This window comes from Vibrio sp. 1078-1 (genome assembly GCF_033340475.1).
Genome location: NZ_JAWOWM010000004.1, coordinates 310904 through 333555 on the forward strand (window position 1 = coordinate 310904; position 22652 = coordinate 333555).

At 44.6% G+C, this 22652-nt stretch carries 17 protein-coding genes; 10 read left to right on the forward strand and 7 right to left on the reverse strand.

The annotated features are described in order from the left end of the window. Positions 1–104: 104 nt before the first annotated feature. The 5 genes from R7190_RS11390 to leuA all read right to left on the reverse strand — a co-directional run bounded on the left by R7190_RS11390 (position 105) and on the right by leuA (position 5837). The gene (locus tag R7190_RS11390; RefSeq protein WP_186584481.1) at positions 105–887 is read right to left on the reverse strand and encodes a DUF547 domain-containing protein; all 783 of its coding nucleotides are present in this window, start codon (positions 885–887) and stop codon (positions 105–107) included. Between the two features lie 135 nt (positions 888–1022). Then, positions 1023–1625, reverse strand: a complete 603-nt coding sequence (leuD, locus tag R7190_RS11395) for a 3-isopropylmalate dehydratase small subunit (protein ID WP_005430484.1) — start codon at positions 1623–1625, stop codon at positions 1023–1025. 16 nt (positions 1626–1641) lie between these two features. After that, positions 1642–3042, reverse strand: a complete 1401-nt coding sequence (gene leuC, locus R7190_RS11400; protein ID WP_039841408.1) for a 3-isopropylmalate dehydratase large subunit — start codon at positions 3040–3042, stop codon at positions 1642–1644. Between the two features lie 73 nt (positions 3043–3115). Next, a complete protein-coding gene (leuB, locus tag R7190_RS11405; protein WP_005383068.1) occupies positions 3116–4207 on the reverse strand; it encodes a 3-isopropylmalate dehydrogenase in 1092 nt (363 codons plus the stop codon). An 82-nt stretch (positions 4208–4289) separates the two neighbouring features. Next, positions 4290–5837: a 2-isopropylmalate synthase gene (gene leuA / locus R7190_RS11410; protein ID WP_005379685.1), complete on the reverse strand. Its 1548-nt coding sequence runs from the start codon at positions 5835–5837 to the stop codon at positions 4290–4292. A 519-nt stretch (positions 5838–6356) separates the two neighbouring features. Between leuA and R7190_RS11415 the strand changes: the two genes are divergently transcribed. The 8 genes from R7190_RS11415 to R7190_RS11450 all read left to right on the forward strand — a co-directional run bounded on the left by R7190_RS11415 (position 6357) and on the right by R7190_RS11450 (position 17183). Further along, complete coding sequence (locus R7190_RS11415) at positions 6357–7154, forward strand: SH3 domain-containing protein (RefSeq protein WP_033906036.1); 798 nt, start codon at positions 6357–6359, stop codon at positions 7152–7154. Positions 7155–7306: 152 nt separating this feature from the next. Next, positions 7307–7855 (forward strand): phosphatase PAP2 family protein, encoded by a 549-nt coding sequence (locus R7190_RS11420; RefSeq protein ID WP_042522417.1) that lies wholly within the window; start codon positions 7307–7309, stop codon positions 7853–7855. 3 nt (positions 7856–7858) lie between these two features. After that, positions 7859–8905, forward strand: coding sequence for an MJ1255/VC2487 family glycosyltransferase (locus R7190_RS11425; RefSeq protein ID WP_042522415.1), 1047 nt, complete (start codon positions 7859–7861; stop codon positions 8903–8905). 555 nt (positions 8906–9460) lie between these two features. Continuing rightward, entirely contained in the window at positions 9461–10420 is a 960-nt protein-coding gene (calR, locus tag R7190_RS11430) for a LysR family transcriptional regulator CalR (RefSeq protein WP_005379693.1), read from the forward strand. A 293-nt stretch (positions 10421–10713) separates the two neighbouring features. Further along, positions 10714–12522, forward strand: coding sequence for an AMP-dependent synthetase/ligase (locus R7190_RS11435; RefSeq protein ID WP_005383062.1), 1809 nt, complete (start codon positions 10714–10716; stop codon positions 12520–12522). Between the two features lie 449 nt (positions 12523–12971). Further along, positions 12972–14696, forward strand: coding sequence for an acetolactate synthase 3 large subunit (locus tag R7190_RS11440; RefSeq protein ID WP_005379695.1), 1725 nt, complete (start codon positions 12972–12974; stop codon positions 14694–14696). A gap of 1 nt (position 14697) precedes the next feature. Then, positions 14698–15192, forward strand: a complete 495-nt coding sequence (gene ilvN / locus R7190_RS11445; protein WP_005379697.1) for an acetolactate synthase small subunit — start codon at positions 14698–14700, stop codon at positions 15190–15192. 110 nt (positions 15193–15302) lie between these two features. Then, positions 15303–17183, forward strand: coding sequence for a GGDEF domain-containing protein (locus R7190_RS11450; protein ID WP_186584480.1), 1881 nt, complete (start codon positions 15303–15305; stop codon positions 17181–17183). Between the two features lie 55 nt (positions 17184–17238). Here the strand turns inward: R7190_RS11450 and R7190_RS11455 are convergent, their stop codons facing one another. Both R7190_RS11455 and pykF read right to left on the reverse strand, forming a co-directional pair. Continuing rightward, complete coding sequence (locus R7190_RS11455) at positions 17239–17925, reverse strand: GntR family transcriptional regulator (RefSeq protein ID WP_081248147.1); 687 nt, start codon at positions 17923–17925, stop codon at positions 17239–17241. Between the two features lie 157 nt (positions 17926–18082). Then, positions 18083–19495 carry a pyruvate kinase PykF gene (gene pykF, locus R7190_RS11460; RefSeq protein ID WP_005392243.1) on the reverse strand — a complete coding sequence of 471 codons (1413 nt, stop codon included), beginning with the start codon at positions 19493–19495 and terminating at the stop codon, positions 18083–18085. Between the two features lie 433 nt (positions 19496–19928). Here pykF and R7190_RS11465 point away from each other — a divergent pair, with 433 nt between their 5' ends. Beyond that, positions 19929–20690, forward strand: a complete 762-nt coding sequence (locus R7190_RS11465; RefSeq protein WP_186584479.1) for a DeoR/GlpR family DNA-binding transcription regulator — start codon at positions 19929–19931, stop codon at positions 20688–20690. 110 nt (positions 20691–20800) lie between these two features. Continuing rightward, entirely contained in the window at positions 20801–22633 is a 1833-nt protein-coding gene (gene glmS / locus R7190_RS11470; protein ID WP_005379702.1) for a glutamine--fructose-6-phosphate transaminase (isomerizing), read from the forward strand. Positions 22634–22652: the final 19 nt, after the last annotated feature.

Here is a 22652-nt window from a genome sequence, read left to right on the forward strand (position 1 = left end):
GGCACTCAGTGCCCTTTTTTCATGTCTTAGTCTTTGAGTTGCCAGTGTCTTTAGCTTTTGGCCTATTATGTCCCTAATGCTAATTGACCTCACATCCCCCCAGTTTAGTTGGCTTGATTCAAGTCCCAATCGTATTCGTATTTCACTTTACCAGAGAAGTTTTTGTATTGCGGTGCGTACTTTGTGATGTGGTTGAAGACTTGTTTTTCTCCACCAAAGTCCGTTGCAAACCAATCATAAATAGAAGACAGCTGTGCCGTATTACCTTGGATAGATACGCCTTTGCTGCTGTTAATAAATGTTTTAGCTGCACTATCCAGTAGAACTTGCGTGTTGTCAGCAGTGAATGCTTGAGACTGCAGATTAGGGCATCCCAAGCTGGCACAGTTAACCGCGTAATGTGTTCTCGGGTCATTCCAAATTGGACGTAAAATGCGATGTTCAATATCGTTTAAAGTCAGATCCTTCCCGTTGACCACGACCACATCATCCCCCCAAGGGCCAAAGCTAAATAGCCCACCAAGTTTGGTAATCGATTCGACAGGATAGTTATCCAAAATAAGATCTACCGTGATGGCGTTGTAAAGGTTTACCCAGTAGGCGTATTGCTCCGCTTGGTTGTATTGTCGAGGGTCGAGTTTTGCCAAACGTTGGATGTATTGTTTCAGCTTAGTTTTATCGGCTGAGGTGACTTGGCTGTAACGAAACAAGGTATTCTCACCTTGTTCAACCAAATAAGCATCGAGCAATTGCTGCCAATCTTGATGAGAGATTTGACTTTGATTAGCCTGATTCGATTGTTTCCAATACGGCCATAAGTCGGATTTAGGTGCGGCAAATGTTGAGAATGAAACCAGAGCACACAATAGCAATAACAGACGCTTCATAGAGATACCTTTGGGTTAAAACCTTATTGATATTGTAGACCTGCATAAGGTGAAGTTTCTTTCTTGAGGCAATGAAAATAAAAGAAAAAAGGCTGGCATAAGCCAACCTTTTGTTTGTTTAAATTGCGATTTTAATTAGCTTAAGAAGCTTGGGATATTCGCTTCGTACTCAGCAATCTTATCTTCGTGTTGAAGGGTTAGGCCAATGTTGTCCAAACCGTTTAGTAAGCAGTGACGACGGAACGAATCGATTTCAAAACCATATTCTTTGCCGTTGGCACGAACCACATTCGCTTCTAGGTCTACTTCCACTTCAGCGCCTTCGTTAGCCTCAACAAACTGGAAGATTTCATCCACTTCTTGCTCAGTCAAACGAACTGGCACCATTTGGTTGTTGATCGAGTTACCGTAAAAAATATCGGCAAAGCTTGGGGCGATCATCGCCTTGATGCCGTAATCCGCTAATGCCCATGGTGCGTGTTCACGAGATGAACCACAACCGAAGTTTTCACGTGCTAGCAAGATTGAAGCGCCTTGGTAGCGAGGAGCGTTCATCACGAACTCTGGGTTCGGTTGTTCACCAGCATCGTCTAGGAAGCGCCAGTCATGGAATAGGTGCTTACCAAACCCTAAGCGAGAGACCTTTTGTAGGAACTGCTTTGGAATGATGGCATCAGTATCTACGTTCGCTGCATCTAGAGGAACAACTAAGCCTGTATGTTGTTTAAAACCTGACATTTGTTCTCTCCTTAACCTAATCCAACTCACGAATATCAACAAAGTGACCAGCAATTGCTGCTGCCGCTGCCATAGCAGGGCTAACCAAGTGGGTACGACCATCACGACCTTGGCGGCCTTCAAAGTTACGGTTGGATGTGGATGCACAGCGCTCATGAGGACCCAAACGGTCGTTGTTCATTGCTAGACACATTGAGCAACCTGGTAGGCGCCACTCAAAGCCCGCTTCTTTAAAGATAACGTCCAAGCCTTCTGCTTCCGCTTGCGCTTTTACTTGCTCAGAACCAGGAACGATTAGCGCTTGAACGTGAGATGCGACTTTACGACCTTTCGCTACTTCAGCGGCTGCGCGCATGTCTTCGATACGTGAGTTAGTACAAGAACCAACGAAGACTTTATCGACGTTGTAATCAGACAATGACTTGCCTGCTTCTAGACCCATGTAAGCCAACGCTTTTTCTGCAGAGGCTTTTTCTACTGGATCGGCAAAGCTTTCTGGTGCTGGGATCGGTTGATCTACCGCGATAACTTGGCCTGGGTTAGTTCCCCAAGTGACTTGTGGTTTAATGTCTGCAGCGTTTAGCGTCACAACCGCATCAAATTGAGCATCATCGTCAGTTTTTAATGTCTTCCAGTATTCTACTGCTGCGTCAAAGTCGGCACCTTGAGGTGAGAATTTACGGCCTTTGATGTATTCGAACGTGGTTTCATCTGGCGCAATCAAACCGGCTTTCGCACCTAGCTCAATTGCCATGTTACATACGGTCATGCGGCCTTCCATTGAAAGGTCTGTGATCGCTTCACCACAGAATTCAACCACGTAGCCTGTACCGCCAGCTGCTGTAGTTTCACCGATGATCGCTAGCACGATATCTTTCGCTGTGATGCCCGGCGCTACTTTACCTTTCACTTCGATCTTCATCGTTTTAGCGCGCGCTTGTTTTAGCGTTTGAGTCGCTAATACGTGCTCAACTTCTGATGTACCAATACCAAAAGCGAGAGAGCCGAACGCACCGTGTGTAGCAGTGTGCGAGTCACCACAAACAATGGTCATGCCTGGTAGGGTAATACCAAGCTCTGGGCCCATAACGTGCACAATACCTTGGTATTTGTGGTTAATGTCGTAAAGCGTAACACCAAACTCTTCACAGTTTTTCGATAGCGTTTCCATTTGGATACGAGCCATCTCACCGGATGCGTTGATGTCTTTGGTGGTTGTCGAAACGTTGTGGTCCATGGTGGCAAAAGTTTTGCTGACCTGGCGCACTTTACGACCTTTTTCACGCAAGCCGTCAAATGCTTGCGGAGACGTCACTTCGTGTACCAAGTGACGGTCGATGTACAAGATTGGGTTTTCCCCTTCTGCTGCGACGGCAACGTGTGCGTCGTAGACTTTTTCGTATAGTGTTTTGCCCATTGTTTGCTATCTCGTGTATAGCTCCCGACAACGGCTCATCAGGAGCAAATAATTATTATCAAATCGTGCTGTATTAAGAGTTTAAGATGTACTCAGCGATCTTATCGCCCATCTCAGACGTCGAAAGAGCTGGGTTGTCACCAGCAAGGTCGCCTGTTAGCTCACCCGCGGATAGTGCTTTTGAAACGGCCGTTTCGATGTCTTGTGCCGCCGTTTCTTCACCTAGGCTGTAACGCAACATCAGTGCAGCAGATAGGATTTGTGCCACTGGGTTAGCGATGTTCTTACCTGCGATATCTGGTGCACTGCCGCCTGCTGGCTCGTACAGACCGAATTTGCTTTCGTTTAGGCTCGCTGAAGGCAACATACCCATAGAGCCAGTGATCATCGCGCACTCATCAGAAATGATGTCGCCGAAGATGTTTGAACATAGCATTACGTCGAACTGAGCAGGGTCTTTGATAAGCTGCATAGTCGCGTTATCAATGTACATATGTGACAACTCGACATCTGGGTAGTCTTTTGCGATTTCTTCGACTACTTCACGCCATAAGATAGAGCTTTGTAGAACGTTCGCTTTGTCGATAGAGCACACTTTCTTGCGACGTAGACGAGCAGACTCAAAAGCGATTTTTGCAATACGTTCGATCTCAAAGCGGTGGTACACCTCAGTATCAAATGCTTTTTCTGTTGCGCCTTCACCTTCACGACCTTTCGGTTGGCCGAAGTAGATACCACCCGTCAGTTCACGGACTACCACGATGTCAAAGCCGCGACCCGAGATGTCTGCACGTAGCGGTGAGAAAGCTTCAAGACCTGAGTGAATTTGCGCTGGACGTAAGTTACAGAACAGTTGGAAGTGTTTGCGTAGTGGCAGTAGGGCACCGCGTTCAGGTTGGTCATTTGGTGGTAAGTGCTCCCACTTAGGGCCGCCAACCGAGCCGAATAAGACTGCATCAGACTCTTCACATGCTTTTATTGTGCTCTCCGGAAGTGGACAACCGTGATTGTCGATCGCGATACCACCGACATCATGCTCGTCACGCTCAAACGCAATACCATGTTTCTTTTCGATTGCATCCAATACTTTATGTGCCTGCGCCATTACTTCCGGGCCAATGCCGTCACCGGGTAGGACGGCAATTTTGTACGATTTGTCTGTCATGTTAATCCTTTAAGTTTTCTAATTTTGAGCTTAATTATTTCAACGAGCGTGTTCTTTCCTGAGCCGTGTAGCCCGGTTGTTATTACACAGTCGCAATCTTTTTCTGCTTCATTTCTTCGATTTTATCTGCACGATGAATGCTGTTAATAACGTGCAATAATGCTTGGCCGGAAGCCTCAACGATGTCGGTGGAAACACCCGTACCGTGGTATTTGCGACCTTTGTAGTTGGCAATGATGTCTGCTTGACCCAAACCATCTTCACCTTCACCTTTCGCGGTTAGGTCGAATTTATCCAGAACGATGTCGTAGCCTGTCACGCGGTAGATACATTGGTATAGCGCATCAACTGGGCCATTACCGACCGCTGCTTCACACATTTCTTCATCACCGCATTGCATTTTGATGCTGGTGGTAGCCATTACGCTGCCAGACTGCACGCTTAGGTAGCTCAATTTGTAGAAGTCATCTTCTTCACGCAAGTTCGAGAAGTGCATTAGGGCTTCTAGGTCGTAATCGAACACTTGGCCTTTGCGATCAGCAAGTTTCAAGAAATCCGCATACAGCGCGTCTAGGTTGTACTCGTCTTCGTTGTAACCCATGGTATCCATATGGCTCTTCACGGCAGCGCGACCGCTGCGGCTGGTTAGGTTCAGAGCTTGGTTTTTTAGGCCAATAGACTCAGGGGTCATGATTTCGTAGGTATTCTTATTCTTCAACATGCCATCTTGGTGGATGCCTGAAGAGTGGCTAAACGCATTTGCACCCACAATTGCTTTGTTGCTTTGAATAGGCATATTGCATAGCTGGCTAACCAACTTACTGGTGCGGTGAATTTCATCATGCTTAATGCCAGTGTGAACGCCCAAAAACTCTTGACGAGTCTTGATGATCATTGCGATCTCTTCAAGTGAACAGTTACCCGCTCGCTCTCCAATGCCATTGATCGTGCCTTCTATCTGACGTGCGCCAGCTTGAACGGCGGCAATAGAGTTGGCAACTGACATCCCCAAATCGTCGTGACAGTGAACGGAGATGATCGCTTTATCAATGTTCGGAACGCGGTTAAATAGAGTTTCAATAATCCCACCAAACTCACTTGGTACGGTGTAGCCAACGGTATCTGGAATGTTGATTGTACTCGCACCTGCATTGATGGCGGCTTCTACCATGCGACATAGGTTGTCGATTGGAGTACGACCAGCATCTTCACAAGAAAACTCGACATCATCAGTGTAGTTACGTGCATGTTTAACGGCGTTGACTGCCATTTCTAGTACATCGTCGTAGCTGCGGCGTAGTTTGTCTTCTACGTGAATGGTGGAAGTGGCTAAAAACGTGTGGATACGGAATTGGTCGGCCACTTTTAAGGCTTCAGCGGCAGCATCAATGTCTTTCGCAACGGCACGCGAAAGGGCACAAACTCGACTGTTTTTTATGTTTTTTGCGATGGTTTGTACAGACTCGAAATCACCTGGTGAAGAGATTGGGAAGCCAGCTTCGATAACATCAACGCCGAGTCTTTCCAGCGCATAGGCAATCTGCAGTTTTTCTTTAACCGTCAAGCTTGCTGACAACGCTTGCTCGCCATCACGCAATGTGGTGTCGAATATAATGACCTGATCGTTCATGTTTGCTTCCTTCCTGATTTCTGCACTTTCGCGCAAGTGAATCGTTTACTTCCAGTATTTAGATATAAAAAAACCCGCATTCTCATGCGGGTTCTTAGAAATTGGTGTGGTTATTTTTCTTCCACAGCCTACCCGCGCGAACTGGTCACGATCAGGAGGAGGCTAAGCAGGATAGAAAAATGAGCTGACATAGTTGTTAAGCTTTCCACATAATTAAGTTAACAAATTAGTACCGCACTCCATGAAGCGCGTCAACCCTAAAGTCGATTTTTTATTCATATCGGATGAGTCTTTTCGTTTGCTTGAAAAAAATGATGCACTAAGTGAAACGACATGATGCGATAGAAACGTGCTAGAAGAAGTAAGTTCTCATCAAGTTTGCGACGTTTCATTACCAAAACAAGCATCGGGATTGCGACTTGTCACACAAAGGTCCGAATTGTTTGGCAAAAGTTTTGAATGACCATTTATAGTAGTGCAGTTGCACTAGGTAAAAGAAATATAAGGGTTAGGGAAAGAATGAGGTTAACAAAACAATTTGGACGTTCAGCCATAGTATTTACTCTGGTCAGCTTGTCGGGTTGTCAGCTGTTTCAATCGCAGACCTATGTGGAAGTGGCTTCCCCCGTTGTTATGAATGATCACTCACAGAGCGTCGTGGTCATCAATGATCAAATGGATCGATTTTTGAGTAATGAAGGACGCGAATCGTTCTTGAATCAGATGCTTGTTGCCCTTGAGTCTGACAGCCGAAATAAGTTTAAAGGTAAAGATCCGGAAACGTATTCTTGGTGGAAGATCCGTGTCCAGCCTAGTGAGAAACAGCAAGCGGAAGTTTTCCGACCAACCACTGAAGGTGTCGATACCTCAAACCCAGTAGAGTTTATGGATGTCTCTTACCGCTCTAAGACCACATTAAACCTACGCTCCAAACCGAGTCTTGAAGGGGAAAAGCTTGGCGTATTATCGAAAGGGGAAGTCTTTAATGTGCTAGCAAAAGTGGTTGATCAACCTTGGTTTCTCGTTGAACAGAAAGGAGTGATAAAAGGTTATGTCCATAAGGATTATGCGCGCAGCAATGTGATAAATCGTGACATTTTATCTACACAGCCTAACCCTTTACTAGAGCCTAACTCGAGTAAAACGGAGCAAACGAGTATAGAGCATGAACTGTCGGGAAACTATACTTGCCGCTCACTGAGCTATGAGCTTACAAAAGATGGCGACATGACGACGGGCTCTTTGCGCGCCTGCCGCAAGAAGAGAAAAGTCTGGTATATAGACACCCCTCAACCGCAACTATCAAACCCTTCTTAATGTTCTATTTTTATGGTTATGCCCAATAGATAAATTGTTGGGCACACTTTAATTTGGCCTTTGTCATTAATTGTCCAAACTCCCGTCATGCTGTTGTCACCTAAACCTCCTACTTTTCACACAAAGGCGTTGTCAAAGTAAGGAAAGGTCACATGCGAACCATAGAGACAATTACACAGCCAATTGCAACCATTGCTAAGTTTGATTTAGCGCTCTCTAGTGTTTGTCTTAAGCACCGTTTTAATCAACAAGTCGCCAATATCAGCAAAGGAGTCTCCCACAGTGGTGACGGGCATCTTTACTTGGTGTTGGGTTTATTAGCTTGGTATTTAGATAAGGAGCAAGGAGTCTGGTTTTTACTGGCGGGTTTACTTGCTTTTGCTATCGAGCTACCAATTTATTGGACGCTGAAAAATAGTTTTAAGCGTCGTCGCCCTGAAGAGTTTAGTGCACTCCTTCCTGCTTTTATTACTCCCTCTGATCGCTATAGTCTTCCTTCAGGACACACTGCCGCTGCGTTTGTCATGGCGACGCTGATTGATCATTTCTATCCGAGCCTAGGCGTTGCTGCATTCTTTTGGGCAAGTTTAATCGGAACCGCGCGAATCTTATTGGGTGTGCACTTTTTTACTGATGTCATCATTGGTGCACTGCTTGGCAGTCTTTGTGGTGGATTAGCGATTGCGATGTTGGGAGGCTAATTGATGAAAATCTTGTACGGTGTTCAAGGGACAGGAAACGGACATATTGCACGCGCAAGGGCGATGAGTCATGCGTTTAAAGAGCACGATGTTGAGGTCGACTTTTTGTTTTCTGGGCGAGCGCCGGAAAAATACTTTTCAATGGAAGCATTTGGCGATTACCAGACTCGCCGAGGCTTCACCTTTATTACCGAAAAAGGCTCTGTAAACTACGCGAAAACAGCATTGAATAACAATTTGGTGCAGTTTTTCAAAGAAGTTAAGCAACTCGATCTGTCGTCCTACGATCTTATCATTAATGATTTCGAACCTGTGACTGCGTGGGCAGCGAGACAACAAAATAAGCCTTCTATTGGTATCAGCCACCAAAATGCTTTCCGTTATCCGGTGCCACTAAAGGGAGCAAGTTGGTTAGATAAATCCGTCATTGAATACTTTGCGCCTTCTCAACATCACCTTGGTTTGCATTGGCATCATTTTGATCAACCTTTGTTACCACCGATAGTGCATACCGTCGATAGCCAAGCAGAAAACGACGACTTCGTGTTGGTGTATCTACCGTTCGAATCGATTGAAGATATCTCAGACTTATTGTTCCACTTTAATCAACAAGCGTTTATCTGTTATCACCCGGATGTGATCGAATGTGAGCTGGTAGAAAACATAGAACTGCGCCCTTTATGCCACAGCAACTTCCAGCATCATTTGCATCGCTGTAGTGGTGTCATTGCTAATGGTGGGTTTGAGCTTCCTTCAGAAGCCTTGTCTTTGGGGAAAAAATTGTTACTAAAGCCACTCGCGGGTCAATTCGAGCAGCAGAGCAATGTTGCGACCTTAGAAGATTTAGGGCTTGCGATGTCGATGGAGAGCTTAGACATTTCCGCAGTACGCCAGTGGCTAAAGGAGCAACAAGCCGAAAGTGTGAAATACCCAGATGTTGCTCAGGCTATTGTTCATTGGGTACTGCAAGGTGCATGGGATTCAAAAGCAGAGTTATCCAGACAACTGTGGGAGCAGGTTGATTTTCCAAGTTACGTGTCGAACATTTAAGTACGTTGTTCTAAGTACATTGTTCCTTCCATTTTTGACACGATTTTGTTGCAGCCTTTCTGTTTGGAAGGCTGCATTTTTATTCTTCCTCTCTAATTTCTATTCAGTGTGTATTTGCTGATAATTTGACTGATAAGTGCAAAATTCAATCAGAGATATAGCTGTCATCTGTTGTTCTTATTTCAACTAATAACTGAGCTAAATGCATGCTTGTGTTGACCGCCTGTCCTATCAATTTGCTAAATACGTCCTCAAAGAATGCATTTTTACGTGTTTTATAGTTTTTTATGTTTTTATCAAGCTTTTGTTATTTAACGAATAAATACCTAATTGGCTAAAATTTACTGATTAAATATCAATCTAGTTGCGAAACCGCAATCGATTAGTTGATAGTACAGTTCGAGCCGGAAGTATCCGGACGATAAATATAATAAAAAGTTAGGTTATCTATTCGTAAAATGATTCGAATCCAGCCGCCGTCTTTTGTGCGAGATGGGATTCTATTCGTTATGAATTTAATGAACAAAGTTGACGATTACAAAAGAGGCGCACTCAATGTTAGAGAAGAAAGACGCGATGAGCGCAATTGCTAGCTACCGTATGGAAAGCACTTTGCGTGGTGTAGATTTAAACCTACTGACTGTATTTGATGCTGTAATGCAAGAGCAAAATATTACTCGTGCAGCACATAACCTAGGCATGTCTCAACCGGCAGTAAGTAACGCCGTGGCACGCTTAAAAGTGATGTTTAACGACGAGCTATTCATGCGCCAAGGCCGTGGTATTCAGCCTACGCAACGAGCTCGTCAACTGTTTGGCCCTATTCGCCAAGCACTACAGCTGATTCGCAATGAACTTCCTAGCTCTGTATTCCAACCAGAATCCTCGACTCGCTTATTCAAGCTTGCGATTTGCAGCCCTTGTGACATGCGTTTTGCTCCGAAGATCATGGCAAAAGTGAATCAACAAGCACCAAACGTTCAGCTTCACCTAGATGCAGAATTTGACCGTTTGTTGTCTGAGCGTATGCGCTACCAAGAAATTGATTTCGTGATCGACTACGCTCGTTTTGATGAGCAAGGTTTCTCAAGTACTGAAATCTTCAAAGATGAATTAGTGGTTATCGCATCAAAAACCCACCCACGCATTCAAGGTGGTGTGACGGCTGAGCAACTGCTTAACGAAAAGCATGCGAAGTTATCGAAAGTGCATGGCCAACGTAGTTTCTCAGAGCAAGCGTACCGTGAACTGGATTGCCAAGCGGCGTATGAAGGTTCTAGTTTAAGCAACCTACTATACGTGGTGGGTCAATCTGAGCTTGTGACTATTGCACCACGTTGGATGGCGGAAAATGCGGTAAACAGCGATCAACTGCAAATTCTTGATTTCCCATTTGCAAACAAAGAAATCAGCGGCTTCTTAAGCTGGCATGAATCAAGTGAAAAAGATAAAGGCCACATTTGGCTACGCGATCAACTGATGATCACTTGTGGTGAAGTCGTTGCCGCAAAATAAGATGACGTTTGGTCTTCTCGATTAGACCATATTGGTAATCATCAATTTTTACAATTCATTGGTCCCCGAGCGATTTTTGTCTCTCGGGGCTTTTTGTTTTCGTAATCAACAATCGAAACAGTAAGTTAAATAGAGTAATCATTCAGCAATTTGAGGTACGTTCGCGACGTATAAGTGATAGTTGTCTCTTATTAGTGATAAGTTTGATACTGGTCAGTTGCGTTTTAGCAAGCCGTGAGTACACTTGTTCGCTCAATTAGCTTACGCCTGTAAGCCAAAAGGTAAGTAAAAGAATGGCCAAGTTAGATTTTCATATCGTTAAACGTATTCGTGAACAAATTGCGAACGGTGGTACACGCGTTGCACTCAAGCATAAAGTGGGTGAGGAGTGGCAAGGTATTACGTGGACGCAATTTGGTCAGCAAGTTGATGCTTTATCACTTGCACTTTTGGCTCAGGGATTAGGAGTCCAAGATAAGATCGGCATTTTCTCGAACAACATGCCGCAATGGACGATCGCTGATATCGCAGCTCTGCAATTACGCAGCGTGACAGTACCTATTTACCCAACCAATACTGCCGCCCAGTCGGCGTACATCATTAACAATGCAGACGTAAAAGTTCTGTTTGTTGGTGAACAGCCTCAATTTGATGCAGCAGTGAGCATTTTCGACCAGTGCGAACAGTTAGAGCTCATTGTTGCGATGTCTGATGATATAGAACTTGGCGATCATGATTTCGTTATCTCTTGGCAAGCATTTGTTGCCAAAGGCGACGCTATATATCAAGTTGAATTGGACGCGCGTTTAGATCAGGCAAAAGAAGATGATCTACTCACGCTGATCTACACCTCGGGTACAACAGGCCAGCCAAAAGGCGTTATGTTGGACTACGCAAACATTGCGGCGCAATTGGAAGGGCACGATCAGCGCTTGAGCCTTTCTCAAAGTGACGTGTCATTATGTTTCCTTCCGTTGTCACACGTATTTGAGCGCGCTTGGACCTTTTATGTATTGTACAAAGGGGCGACCAACTGCTATTTGCAAGACACCATGCAAGTACGTGATGCACTGAGCCAGGTGCGACCTACCGTGATGTGTGCCGTACCGCGTTTCTATGAGAAGATCTTCTCTGCGATTCACGAGAAAGTGTCTCGCGCGCCGATTCACCGTAAGATCATGTTTACTTGGGCAGTCAACATGGGCGCAAAAATGGCCGCTTGTCATCAAGAAAAACGTCAGCCATCGCTCTTGCTGCGTAAGTCATACGCTTTGGCGGATAAGTTGGTTCTGAGCAAACTGCGTGCGCTACTTGGCGGGCAAATCAACTTTATGCCTTGTGGCGGTGCAAAGTTGGATGAAACCATCGGTCGATTCTTCCATGCGATTGGTATCAACGTTAAGTTGGGCTACGGCATGACTGAAACCACTGCGACAGTATCGTGTTGGGATGATAAATGTTTTAACCCCGACTCTATTGGTATGTCGATGCCTGGCGCACAGGTTAAGATCGGCGAAAACAACGAGATTCTGGTTCGTGGTCCAATGGTGATGCGTGGCTATTACAAAATGCCAGAAGAGACGGAAAAGACCTTTGATGAGCACGGTTTCCTAAAAACGGGCGACGCTGGTTACATTGATGAAAATGGCAATTTGTTCATCACCGATCGTATCAAAGAGTTGATGAAAACTTCAGGTGGTAAATACATCGCTCCACAAATGATTGAAGGTGCGATTGGTAAAGACCACTTTATCGAGCAAATCGCAGTCATTGCGGATACTCGTAAGTTTGTTTCTGCGCTTATCGTGCCTTGTTATGACTCGCTAGAAGAGTACGCGAAAGAGCTGAATATCAAATATCACGATCGCGTTGAGTTGATTAAGCACCACCAGGTGGTCGAAATGCTTGAGAAGCGTGTGAACGATCTTCAAAAAGAGTTGGCAAAGTTTGAACAAGTGAAGAAGTTTAAACTGTTACCAAGAGCTTTCTCTATGGATGATGGTGAGTTAACGCCAACTCAAAAACTTCGTCGTAAAGTCATCAATGACAAATACCAAGATGAAATTGAAGAAATGTATAAGGAAAAGTCGGATAAAAAGTAACTTAAGCTGACTTAGATTTTATATTGATGAAAAAATCCCCAGTGATGTGATCGCGCATTGCTGGGGATTTTTGTTTGTATTGATTTTTTCTGTTCTGCTCGTCAAATAACGCTATTTAGCACCCTGTAGCTAAAAGCTTATGAAATAATGTTCTTTTTTTAAGCGTTAATTTTTTAGGTTGTACTGTGAAATAGGAGATGTGTGGCTGCTATTCCTACTAACATTCTAATTACTAGTATCTTGTTTAAAAAGTAGACCAATCTCTCATTAGACCCTTTGATAATAAAACGTTACATTTGTTGGGTAACCTTGCGGGATGTTATGACGAACGCAAGACATAGCCGAAAACGTGGAAGTATTTCGATTAGGCTACGAATAAGACCTAGACTATGTAAAACCAGACCAATCCGTTGACCTTACGGTGAGGAAACTGGCTAAGGAGAGCAATTATGACAGCAATGTTGTCAGGCGCAGAGATGGTGGTTCAATCTCTGATAGAAGAGCACGTAGAGCAGATCTTTGGCTACCCAGGTGGCTCTGTTTTGGATATCTACGATGCACTGCATGCCAAAACCGATCAAATCAAACACGTACTTGTAAGGCATGAGCAAGCCGCCACTCATATGGCAGATGGTTACGCTCGAGCTACCGGTAAACCGGGTGTCGTACTTGTGTGCTCGGGGCCGGGCGCGACCAATACCATTACGGGTATTGCAACAGCATATATGGACTCTATCCCAATGATCGTTATCTCGGGTAACGTACCGAATAGCCTAATTGGTAATGATGCTTTCCAAGAGTGTGACATCGTCGGTGTCTCCCGCCCAGTGGTCAAACACAGCTTTTTAGTAAAAAAAGCGGAAGATATTCCTGAAACAATCAAAAAAGCGTTTTATATTGCGACTACGGGTCGACCTGGTCCAGTTGTGATTGATTTGCCAAAAGATGTGATGAACCCGCAAATCAAACTGCCTTATCAATATCCAGAAACGCTTTCAATGCGTTCTTACAAGCCGACAACTTCGGGCCATAAAGGCCAGATTAAAAAAGCGCTTAAATCGCTATTAGAAGCGAAAAAACCAGTGCTTTATATCGGTGGTGGTGCAGTGATTTCTGGCGCTCATGAACATATTTTAGAGCTTTCCGACAAACTGAACCTACCCGTTGTGAGTACTTTGATGGGCTTGGGGGCATTCCCGGGTACACATAAAAACTCACTGGGAATGTTGGGTATGCACGGCACTTACGAAGCTAATATGGCAATGCATGAAGCGGATCTTATTTTTGGTATCGGTGTGCGTTTTGATGACCGTACAACCAACAACCTTGAAAAGTACTGCCCAAACGCAAAAGTGATGCATATTGATATCGATCCGTCATCGATCTCGAAAAACGTGAAAGTGGATTTGCCGATCGTAGGTTCTGCGGAAAAAGTGTTGACAACCATGCTCGGGCTGCTTGCAGAGCAAGGTAGTGGAAATGATCAAGATGCTATCACTGCATGGTGGGATGACATTCAAGTATGGCGTGACCGCAACTGCTTGTCTTATGAAACGTCTCCAGAACGAATCAAGCCACAGCAAGTAATTGAAACGCTGCACAAGCTAACTAATGGCGACGCATATGTAGCGTCTGATGTGGGCCAGCATCAGATGTTTGCGGCGCTGTACTACCCATTCAATAAGCCGCGCCGTTGGATAAACTCTGGTGGTCTTGGCACCATGGGATTTGGTCTTCCGGCTGGCATGGGCGTGAAGTTTGCCATGCCACAAGAAGAGGTCGTGGTTGTGACTGGTGACGGCAGTATTCAGATGAATATTCAAGAATTGTCGACAGCCATGCAATACGACATTCCAGTGAAGATCATCAACCTGAACAACCGATTCTTAGGCATGGTAAAACAGTGGCAAGACATTATTTATCAAGGCCGTCACTCTAATTCTTACATGAGTTCTGTTCCTGACTTTGCAGCGATTGCAGAAGCTTATGGTCACGTCGGTATTCGTATCGAAACGCCTGATCAGCTCGAAGAAGGGCTACAAAAAGCGTTGGATATGAAAGATCGTCTGGTGTTTGTGGACATCAACGTAGACGAAACCGAACACGTATACCCGATGCAAATCAAAGGTGAGGGTATGGATAAAATGTGGCTAAGCAAAACGGAGAGAACTTAATATGAGACACATTATTTCATTGCTATTGGAAAACCAACCGGGTGCGTTGTCTCGTGTTGTTGGTTTGTTCTCTCAACGTGGTTACAACATTGAATCTTTGACGGTATCACCGACTGATGATGAAACCCTGTCGCGAATGAACATTACCACGACATCTGATGAGATGCAGTTGGAACAAATTCAGAAGCAGTTACACAAACTGATCGATGTGCTGAAAGTACAAGAAGTCACCGAGTATGAGCACATTGAGCGTGAACTGATGATGGTGAAAGTGAAAGCCAGTGGTTTTGCGCGAGCAGAAGTGAAGCGGACGGCAGACATCTTCCGTGGCCAGATCGTGGATGTCACGGCTTCCCAATACACCGTACAACTTGCGGGTACGAGTGAAAAGCTAGATGCCTTCATTCAAGCGATATCCGAAGTGACCGAAGTTGTCGAAGTTGCTCGTAGTGGTGTCGTTGGCATTGCGCGAGGAGAGCGAGCCCTCAAACCTTAACTCTCTGATTGCATATAGAAAAGCCACTTAATCTAAGTGGCTTTTTTGTTTAGAAAATAACAATTAATGATATAATTGTCGTTTTAGTAAGCATGATAGGCATTAGACGTGTGAAAGTACCTAAGCGAGTCGGCACCTTATTGGCGACAGCACTATTTTTTAGTGCACTCACTGCCGCTTACTACTATCAGAAATATCTGACGTTGTTAGAAAACAATGTTGAGAACACCGCTCAAGAAGCGTTACATCAATTGGCCTATACTGGCCGTGAATACAGCAATATTCAGGATCAAATCGAAACGATCAGTGACCTACTTGGTCACAGCCAAAGTCTGTATGAATATCTGCGCCAACCTAACCGGGTGAACCGTTCCATCTTAGAAGACATGTGGATCTCGGTCGCAATCAATCAAAAGTTGTATAAGCAAATTCGCTTTCTTGATGTTTCTGGTCGAGAAAAAGTGAGGATTAATTATGAGATTGAAACAGGCGCTGCGTTGCCCGCGATCAAATTGCAAAATAAGTCAGAGCGAGATTACTTTCAATTCGCTAAGAACTTAGACGATGGCGAAATCGCTTCGTGGGGGATAGGTTTAGAACGAGAGTATGGCGAGTTAGTCTATCCCTATAGCCCGTCACTGCGTATTTTGATGCCTATTTCGCTTAACGGAAAGCGCGAAGGGTATCTTGTGCTTAATGTTGATATTGACTATTTATCCTCTCGACTCAACTATTCGTCAGTGCTTGATTTCCATATTGAGCTGATTAAGAGTGACGGATTTTACATTGATAGCCCTAAATCAGCTCGTTTGTATGGCCATATAATTCCCGCTCGCTCTCAATTTAATTTTGGCCGGATGTATCCAAACATTTGGCGTAGTTTAAATTCAAAAGATTTGGGCTATGCTTACAATGGTTCGAATTTGGTCGCGTATCGCACCATCCAGTTTGTTTCTAGCGAACCTCTTCATCTGGTTATTGATCTTACCAATGAGCAGTTATTATCCCGAGCTCAGAGGGATATTGATGACTTAATCCAAGAAGCGTTTTTTGTTTTAAGTTTGGTGCTCGGCTTCACTTTGCCGACGGCAGCCCTTGCTCTGCATTATCGGCGTCATAGTATGGAATCGAAGTTGGCTCGAGCTGCTCTTGATGGTATGACTGCGGTGATGATCTCGGATGCTTCACATAGAATCATCATGGTTAATCAAGAGTTTGAAAACATGATGGGTTACTCAACCAAGCATGCCCAAGGTTGGAGTGCACATCATTTAATTCTCTTACCTGAAGATCTCGAAGCAAACCTGAGTATCTGGAAAACACTGAAGAGTGAACACGTATGGGAAGGGGAGATTCGTTGTCGAACTAAGTTTAATCAAGTCTTTACTGCAATAATGCGTATTCAGGCGAATTTAACCAAATCAGGTAAAGTGAGTTATTACATTACGTCGCTGGTGGATATCTCTGGGCAAAAAGAGTTAGAAGAAAAATTACGAAACCTAAGCGAAAAAGATGGCTTGACGGGGTTGTGGAACCGCCGAAAATTTGAAGAGCAATTGGCGCAATATGCGGGGATTATTGAACGCTATCCTGATAGCCCTCCTGCTTGTTTGGCGTTGTTTGATATTGACCACTTTAAACGTATTAATGACGAGCTTGGCCACGACGAAGGAGACAAGGTGATTTGTAGTGTCGCAGAAACCCTCCTAGAAGAAGTCCGCAGCACAGACTTTGTATCTCGTGTCGGTGGTGAGGAATTTGCAGTGATTATGCCGCATACAACACTAGAAGAGGCTGAAATTGTATTGAACAGGCTACGTGTCGCGGTTCAAATGCGTAGTGATAGAGGCATTACTGTCAGTGCTGGGTATAGTGATTTAACCTCTGATCGTACAAGAACGTATAAATGTGCTGATATTGCTTTGTATGAGTCAAAAAGTGCAGGGCGTAACTGCGTATCGCTATGTCATAGTTATGATGATATTGCTTAGTGCTTTTACAAAAACGAAAAAACGGGGATAGACCCCCCGCTTTTTAGTCTCAGCGTTATTCGCTAGCCAGTATGCGACATTGGTTGTCGATGGCGGCTTCGATACACTGTATTGACTGTCTCAAATAACGCTCTAGATAACCTAAAGCATCCTGACTCTTTTTGTCTAGCGATGCCTTCATCAGTATTTCTTGCTCATCGAGATTACAGTGCCCAGGGTTCCCTGTGCCTAAAATCTGCATCGCGAAGTATTGGTAGCGTTTAATTTGCGTGAGTAGATCGTGGAAAAACCCAAACATATTGACAGAGCCAGCACCTTCAAACAGCGCAGTAAGAAACTGATTTTGGCGCTCTTCCCATTCCCTCCAACAAAAGCTTTCGCCAGGTTTTACTCGGGATAACTTGTGATAAGCAGTTAGTACATCCAGTTCCCATTTTTCATCGCCAATCATAATTGCCTTACTGAGTAAGCATGCGGAGACCATTTGCAGGCTTTCGTACAAGTCATGTAACTCATCTTTACATACAGGTGCAACCCAGCAGCCTTTTTGCGGCTCGAGTTTGACGTACTTGCTCCAAGATAATTGCACCAATGCTTCTCGAATGGGTGACGCTCCTACGTTGTACTTCTCTTTGAGTTCGGCAACCACGAGTTTTTGACCTGGTTTAAGCTCGCCATCGAGAATATCCTGACGGATCATTCTTAATACTTTGTCGGTAAGAGTGGGACTAGACACATACACCTCATAGAAACTTTAATCGTGACGATAAAATTAAACAGTACGAAATTCTGATAGAGGTAAATAATACAATTAGCCTATTATGAGAGCAAGAAAGCCATATAAAAAAGGAGGGCATAAGCCCTCCTTCTCAAGAAACTGAAGTGTTAAAAGTTCAGTCTTATAGCACGTGTACAGAAGCTGTGTTCGTAGTACCTGAAGCAACTAGAGCGCCAGAAACCATAACAACGATATCGCCTTTGTTACCTAGACCTGATTCTAGAGCAAGTTCTTTACCCGCTACGTAGAATGCGTCAGTGCTTTCGATTGAATCAACAACTACAGGAGTAACACCTTTAGTTAGAACTAGCTGTGCAGCAGTTTTCTTGTTAGTTGTTAGCGCTAGAATGTTTGCAGTTGGGAAGTACTTACGTACTGAACGTGCAGACTTACCGCCTTCAGTTGCAACAACGATAAGTGGAGCAGCTAGTTTCTCAGCTGTGTCTACTGCACCTTTACATACTGCTTCAGTGATGCGTAGGCGTGGGCTGTCTAGACGAGAACCTAGTTCAGCTTTTAGCGCTGAGTCAGTACGGTTCGCGATTTGAGCCATGATAGTTACCGCTTCAACAGGGTATTTACCTTTCGCCGTTTCACCAGAAAGCATTACTGCGTCAGTACCGTCCATTACCGCGTTAGCAACGTCGCCTGCTTCCGCACGAGTAGGACGTGGGTTGTTGATCATAGAATCAAGCATTTGAGTTGCAGTGATAACCATCTTACGTGCACGGTTACACTTCTCGATCATCATTTTCTGAGCGAAGATTACTTCTTCAGCTGGGATTTCAACACCTAGGTCACCACGTGCAACCATGATGCCGTCAGAAAGCTCTAGGATCTCGTCGAAGTTATCAACACCTTCTTGGTTTTCGATCTTAGAGATGATGTGGATGTTCTCGCCGCCGTTTGCAGCAAGTACTTCACGGATTTCTTGAACGTCAGACGCTTTACGGATGAAAGAAGCTGCTACGAAGTCAACGCCTTGCTCACAACCAAATTTAAGGTCGTTCTTATCTTTTTCAGATAGTGCAGGTAGGTTTACAGAAACGCCAGGAAGGTTAACACCTTTGTTTTCGCCCAGTGCACCGTTGTTAAGAACTTTACATTTAACTTCAGTTTCAGTCTTAGAGATAACTTCCATCTCGATTAGACCGTCGTCTACTAGGATAGTGTTACCTACGTTTAGGTCTGCTGCGAAACCAGCGTAAGTTACTGCAACTTTATCTTTGTTACCTACAACTGAAGTGTCAGTTGTGAAAGTGAATTCTTGACCTGCTACTAGATCAACATCGTTACCGCCTTCTAGCTTGATAGTGCGGATTTCTGGACCTTTAGTATCTAGAAGAATTGCTAGTGGTTTGCCAGTAGCTTCCATTACTTTACGGAAGTTCGCGATACGAGTGCCGTGTTCTTCGTAGTCACCGTGAGAGAAGTTAAGGCGCATTACGTTCATGCCTGCGTTAACTAGTTCAGTTAGCTTCTCTACAGATTCTGTTTTAGGGCCAATCGTACATACGATTTTGGTCTTTTTCATGGAAGATACTCTCCGGTAAGTATAGTTACAATTTGAAAGTCGGTTATTTACTCTGAAGTCAGGACGTTTTTGATGACATTTAGTACCTGTCACCCACCGATTTTTCGTCTCATTATTAGAACTTCAGATTCTGAAAGTCTTTCACCAAGTTTAGTCATTTTATGACTAAAAGATCGGCGATTTTGGTTACCTTTTTGTGACTAATCCCACTTTATATGCAGAAAGTTGCAAAAAAATAGCCTTCAATTCTGTAATTTTTTTTCTTTTCGGTGGCGAATTCTACCACTGAATGAATCCAATATCACTGTTTAAGAATTGTCTTAGGACAAGGTTTTATCGAGAAATATTAATTTTTTGGATCGAAATAAATGGACTTGAAAGTTTCGGTTTGACTATAATAAGTTTCACATCGAAACTTAAAATAAAAACTTAAATGTCGAAACGAAACACTCAATTAAGAAGACACGCCATTTCTAACTTGGTTTCTGAACTAGGAGAAGTCAGCGTTGATGAACTTGCTCAGAAATTCGAAACCTCAGAGGTCACGATTAGAAAGGATTTAGCTTCTTTAGAGAAAAACGGCCAACTTCTACGCCGCTATGGCGGTGCGATTGCTATCCCAAAGGAAGTCATTCACGAAGAATTGGGCGCTAATGTTTCGACTCGAAAGTTAAGCTTAGCAAAAGCAGCAGCATCATTGATTCGCGATCATAATCGCATCGTGATCGACAGTGGCAGCACGACTGCCGCGCTGATTCAACTGTTGAATGACAAACGTGGCTTAGTGGTCATGACCAACTCGTTGCATGTTGCTAACGCCCTAAATGAATTAGAGAGCGAACCGACACTGCTGATGACTGGCGGTACTTGGGATACGCACTCAGAGTCCTTTCAAGGCAAAGTGGCCGAATCTGTATTACGAGCTTACGACTTTGACCAACTATTCATCGGTGCGGATGGCATCGATCTCGAGCGTGGAACCACGACATTTAATGAGTTGGTTGGCTTAAGTAAGGTAATGGCAGAAGCGTCACGTGAAGTGATCGTAATGATCGAGTCCGAAAAAATCGGCCGTAAGATCCCAAACTTAGAGCTCGCTTGGCATCAAGTTGATGTGTTGGTGACCGATGCAGATATCCAAGCAGAGCATAAAGTACAGATTGAACAACATGGCGTGAAAGTCATTTGCGCCTAACAATGTAATCAGTTTCATATTTTACTTCCCTCTGGATAAAGGCCTTTGCTTGCTGCCTCTATTTGAAATCATGGCTAGGGAAGAACAAAACTACAAACGGAGATAAACACATGTGTGGAATCGTAGGTGCAGTAGCACAACGAGATGTTGCAGAAATTTTGGTTGAAGGTCTACGCCGCTTAGAGTACCGCGGTTACGACTCTGCTGGCGTTGCGGTTGTTGATGGCGAATCAAACCTAACGCGCGTTCGTCGCTTGGGTAAAGTACAAGAATTGGCTGATGCAGTAGAAGAAGCAAAAGTGATCGGCGGAACTGGTATTGCGCACACTCGTTGGGCGACGCACGGTGAACCTTCTGAAATCAATGCTCACCCACACATGTCTGGTGATATCGCAGTGGTCCATAACGGCATCATCGAAAACCATGAAGAGCTGCGTGAGCTGCTTCAATCTCGTGGCTACGTGTTTGAATCGCAAACGGATACAGAAGTTATCGCACACATGGTTGAGTGGGAACTTCGTACTTCAGAAACGCTATTAGAAGCGGTACAAAAAACAGCAAAACAACTTGAAGGCGCATACGGCACCGTAGCGTTGGATCGCAAAGATCCTTCACGCATCGTAGTAGCGCGTTCAGGCAGCCCGATCGTGATCGGTTTTGGTGTGGGTGAAAACTTCCTAGCGTCTGACCAACTTGCATTACTTAACGTTACGCGCCGTTTCATGTACCTAGAAGAAGGGGACGTAGCAGAAATTACTCGCCGTGAAGTCACTGTGTTTGATGCAACGGGTGAGCCAGTTGAGCGTGAAATTGTTGAATCTAATGCAGAGCATGATGCAGGTGATAAAGGTCAATACCGTCACTTCATGCAAAAAGAAATCTATGAGCAACCTAAAGCGTTGATCAACACAATGGAAGGTCGTATCACGTCAGATTCTGTTGTGACAGATGCGATCGGTGTGCACGCGGCAGACATTCTAAGCAAAGTAGAACACGTACAAATCGTGGCGTGTGGTACGTCTTACAACGCAGGTATGACGGCACGTTACTGGTTTGAAGACATTGCAGGCGTTAGCTGTGATGTAGAAATTGCGTCTGAATTCCGTTACCGCAAGTTTGTGACTCGTCCAAACAGCCTATTGATCACGTTGTCTCAGTCTGGTGAAACCGCTGATACCCTAGCAGCACTTCGCCTAGCAAAAGAGAAAGGTTACATGGCGGCGATGACCATTTGTAACGTAGCAGGCTCTTCTCTGGTTCGTGAATCAGATTTTGCGTTCATGACTCGCGCTGGTGTTGAAATCGGTGTGGCTTCAACCAAAGCGTTCACGACTCAGCTTTCTGCACTACTTATGCTGGTAACAGCGCTGGGTAAAGAGCAAGGTCGCATCAGCAAAGAGAAAGAAAAAGAGATTGTTGAAGCGCTACACGCACTTCCTAAGCAAATCAACGCGGCACTTTCTTTCGAGAAAGAAATTGAAGCACTTGCAACGGATTTTGCAGACAAGCACCACACATTGTTCCTAGGCCGTGGCGAGTTCTACCCAATCGCGATGGAAGCGTCTCTAAAACTGAAAGAGATCTCGTACATCCACGCAGAAGCGTACGCGGCGGGTGAACTGAAACACGGTCCTCTGGCTCTAATTGATGCTGACATGCCTGTTGTTGTGGTTGCACCAAGCAACGACCTACTTGAAAAGCTAAAATCAAACGTTGAAGAAGTGCGTGCGCGTGGCGGCCTTCTATACGTATTCGCAGATGCAGACGCAGGCTTCGAAGGCGATGAGACAATGAAGATCATCACTATGCCTCACGTTAGTGAAATCACGGCGGCGATCTACTACACCATCCCAATGCAGTTGCTGTCTTACTACGTAGCACTGATCAAAGGTACGGACGTAGACCAACCACGTAACCTAGCGAAAGCGGTAACGGTTGAGTAATTACGCTTAACAGCAAAAA

Excerpts from the sequence above, each read along its gene's own strand:
- R7190_RS11390 (WP_186584481.1), bottom strand. The coding sequence starts at position 887 with ATGAAGCGTCTGTTATTGCTATTGTGTGCTCTGGTTTCATTCTCAACA.
- leuD (WP_005430484.1), bottom strand. The coding sequence starts at position 1,625 with ATGTCAGGTTTTAAACAACATACAGGCTTAGTTGTTCCTCTAGATGCA.
- leuC (WP_039841408.1), bottom strand. The coding sequence starts at position 3,042 with ATGGGCAAAACACTATACGAAAAAGTCTACGACGCACACGTTGCCGTC.
- leuB (WP_005383068.1), bottom strand. The coding sequence starts at position 4,207 with ATGACAGACAAATCGTACAAAATTGCCGTCCTACCCGGTGACGGCATT.
- leuA (WP_005379685.1), bottom strand. The coding sequence starts at position 5,837 with ATGAACGATCAGGTCATTATATTCGACACCACATTGCGTGATGGCGAG.
- R7190_RS11415 (WP_033906036.1), top strand. The coding sequence starts at position 6,357 with ATGAGGTTAACAAAACAATTTGGACGTTCAGCCATAGTATTTACTCTG.
- R7190_RS11420 (WP_042522417.1), top strand. The coding sequence starts at position 7,307 with ATGCGAACCATAGAGACAATTACACAGCCAATTGCAACCATTGCTAAG.
- R7190_RS11425 (WP_042522415.1), top strand. The coding sequence starts at position 7,859 with ATGAAAATCTTGTACGGTGTTCAAGGGACAGGAAACGGACATATTGCA.
- calR (WP_005379693.1), top strand. The coding sequence starts at position 9,461 with ATGTTAGAGAAGAAAGACGCGATGAGCGCAATTGCTAGCTACCGTATG.
- R7190_RS11435 (WP_005383062.1), top strand. The coding sequence starts at position 10,714 with ATGGCCAAGTTAGATTTTCATATCGTTAAACGTATTCGTGAACAAATT.
- R7190_RS11440 (WP_005379695.1), top strand. The coding sequence starts at position 12,972 with ATGACAGCAATGTTGTCAGGCGCAGAGATGGTGGTTCAATCTCTGATA.
- ilvN (WP_005379697.1), top strand. The coding sequence starts at position 14,698 with ATGAGACACATTATTTCATTGCTATTGGAAAACCAACCGGGTGCGTTG.
- pykF (WP_005392243.1), bottom strand. The coding sequence starts at position 19,495 with ATGAAAAAGACCAAAATCGTATGTACGATTGGCCCTAAAACAGAATCT.
- R7190_RS11465 (WP_186584479.1), top strand. The coding sequence starts at position 19,929 with ATGTCGAAACGAAACACTCAATTAAGAAGACACGCCATTTCTAACTTG.
- glmS (WP_005379702.1), top strand. The coding sequence starts at position 20,801 with ATGTGTGGAATCGTAGGTGCAGTAGCACAACGAGATGTTGCAGAAATT.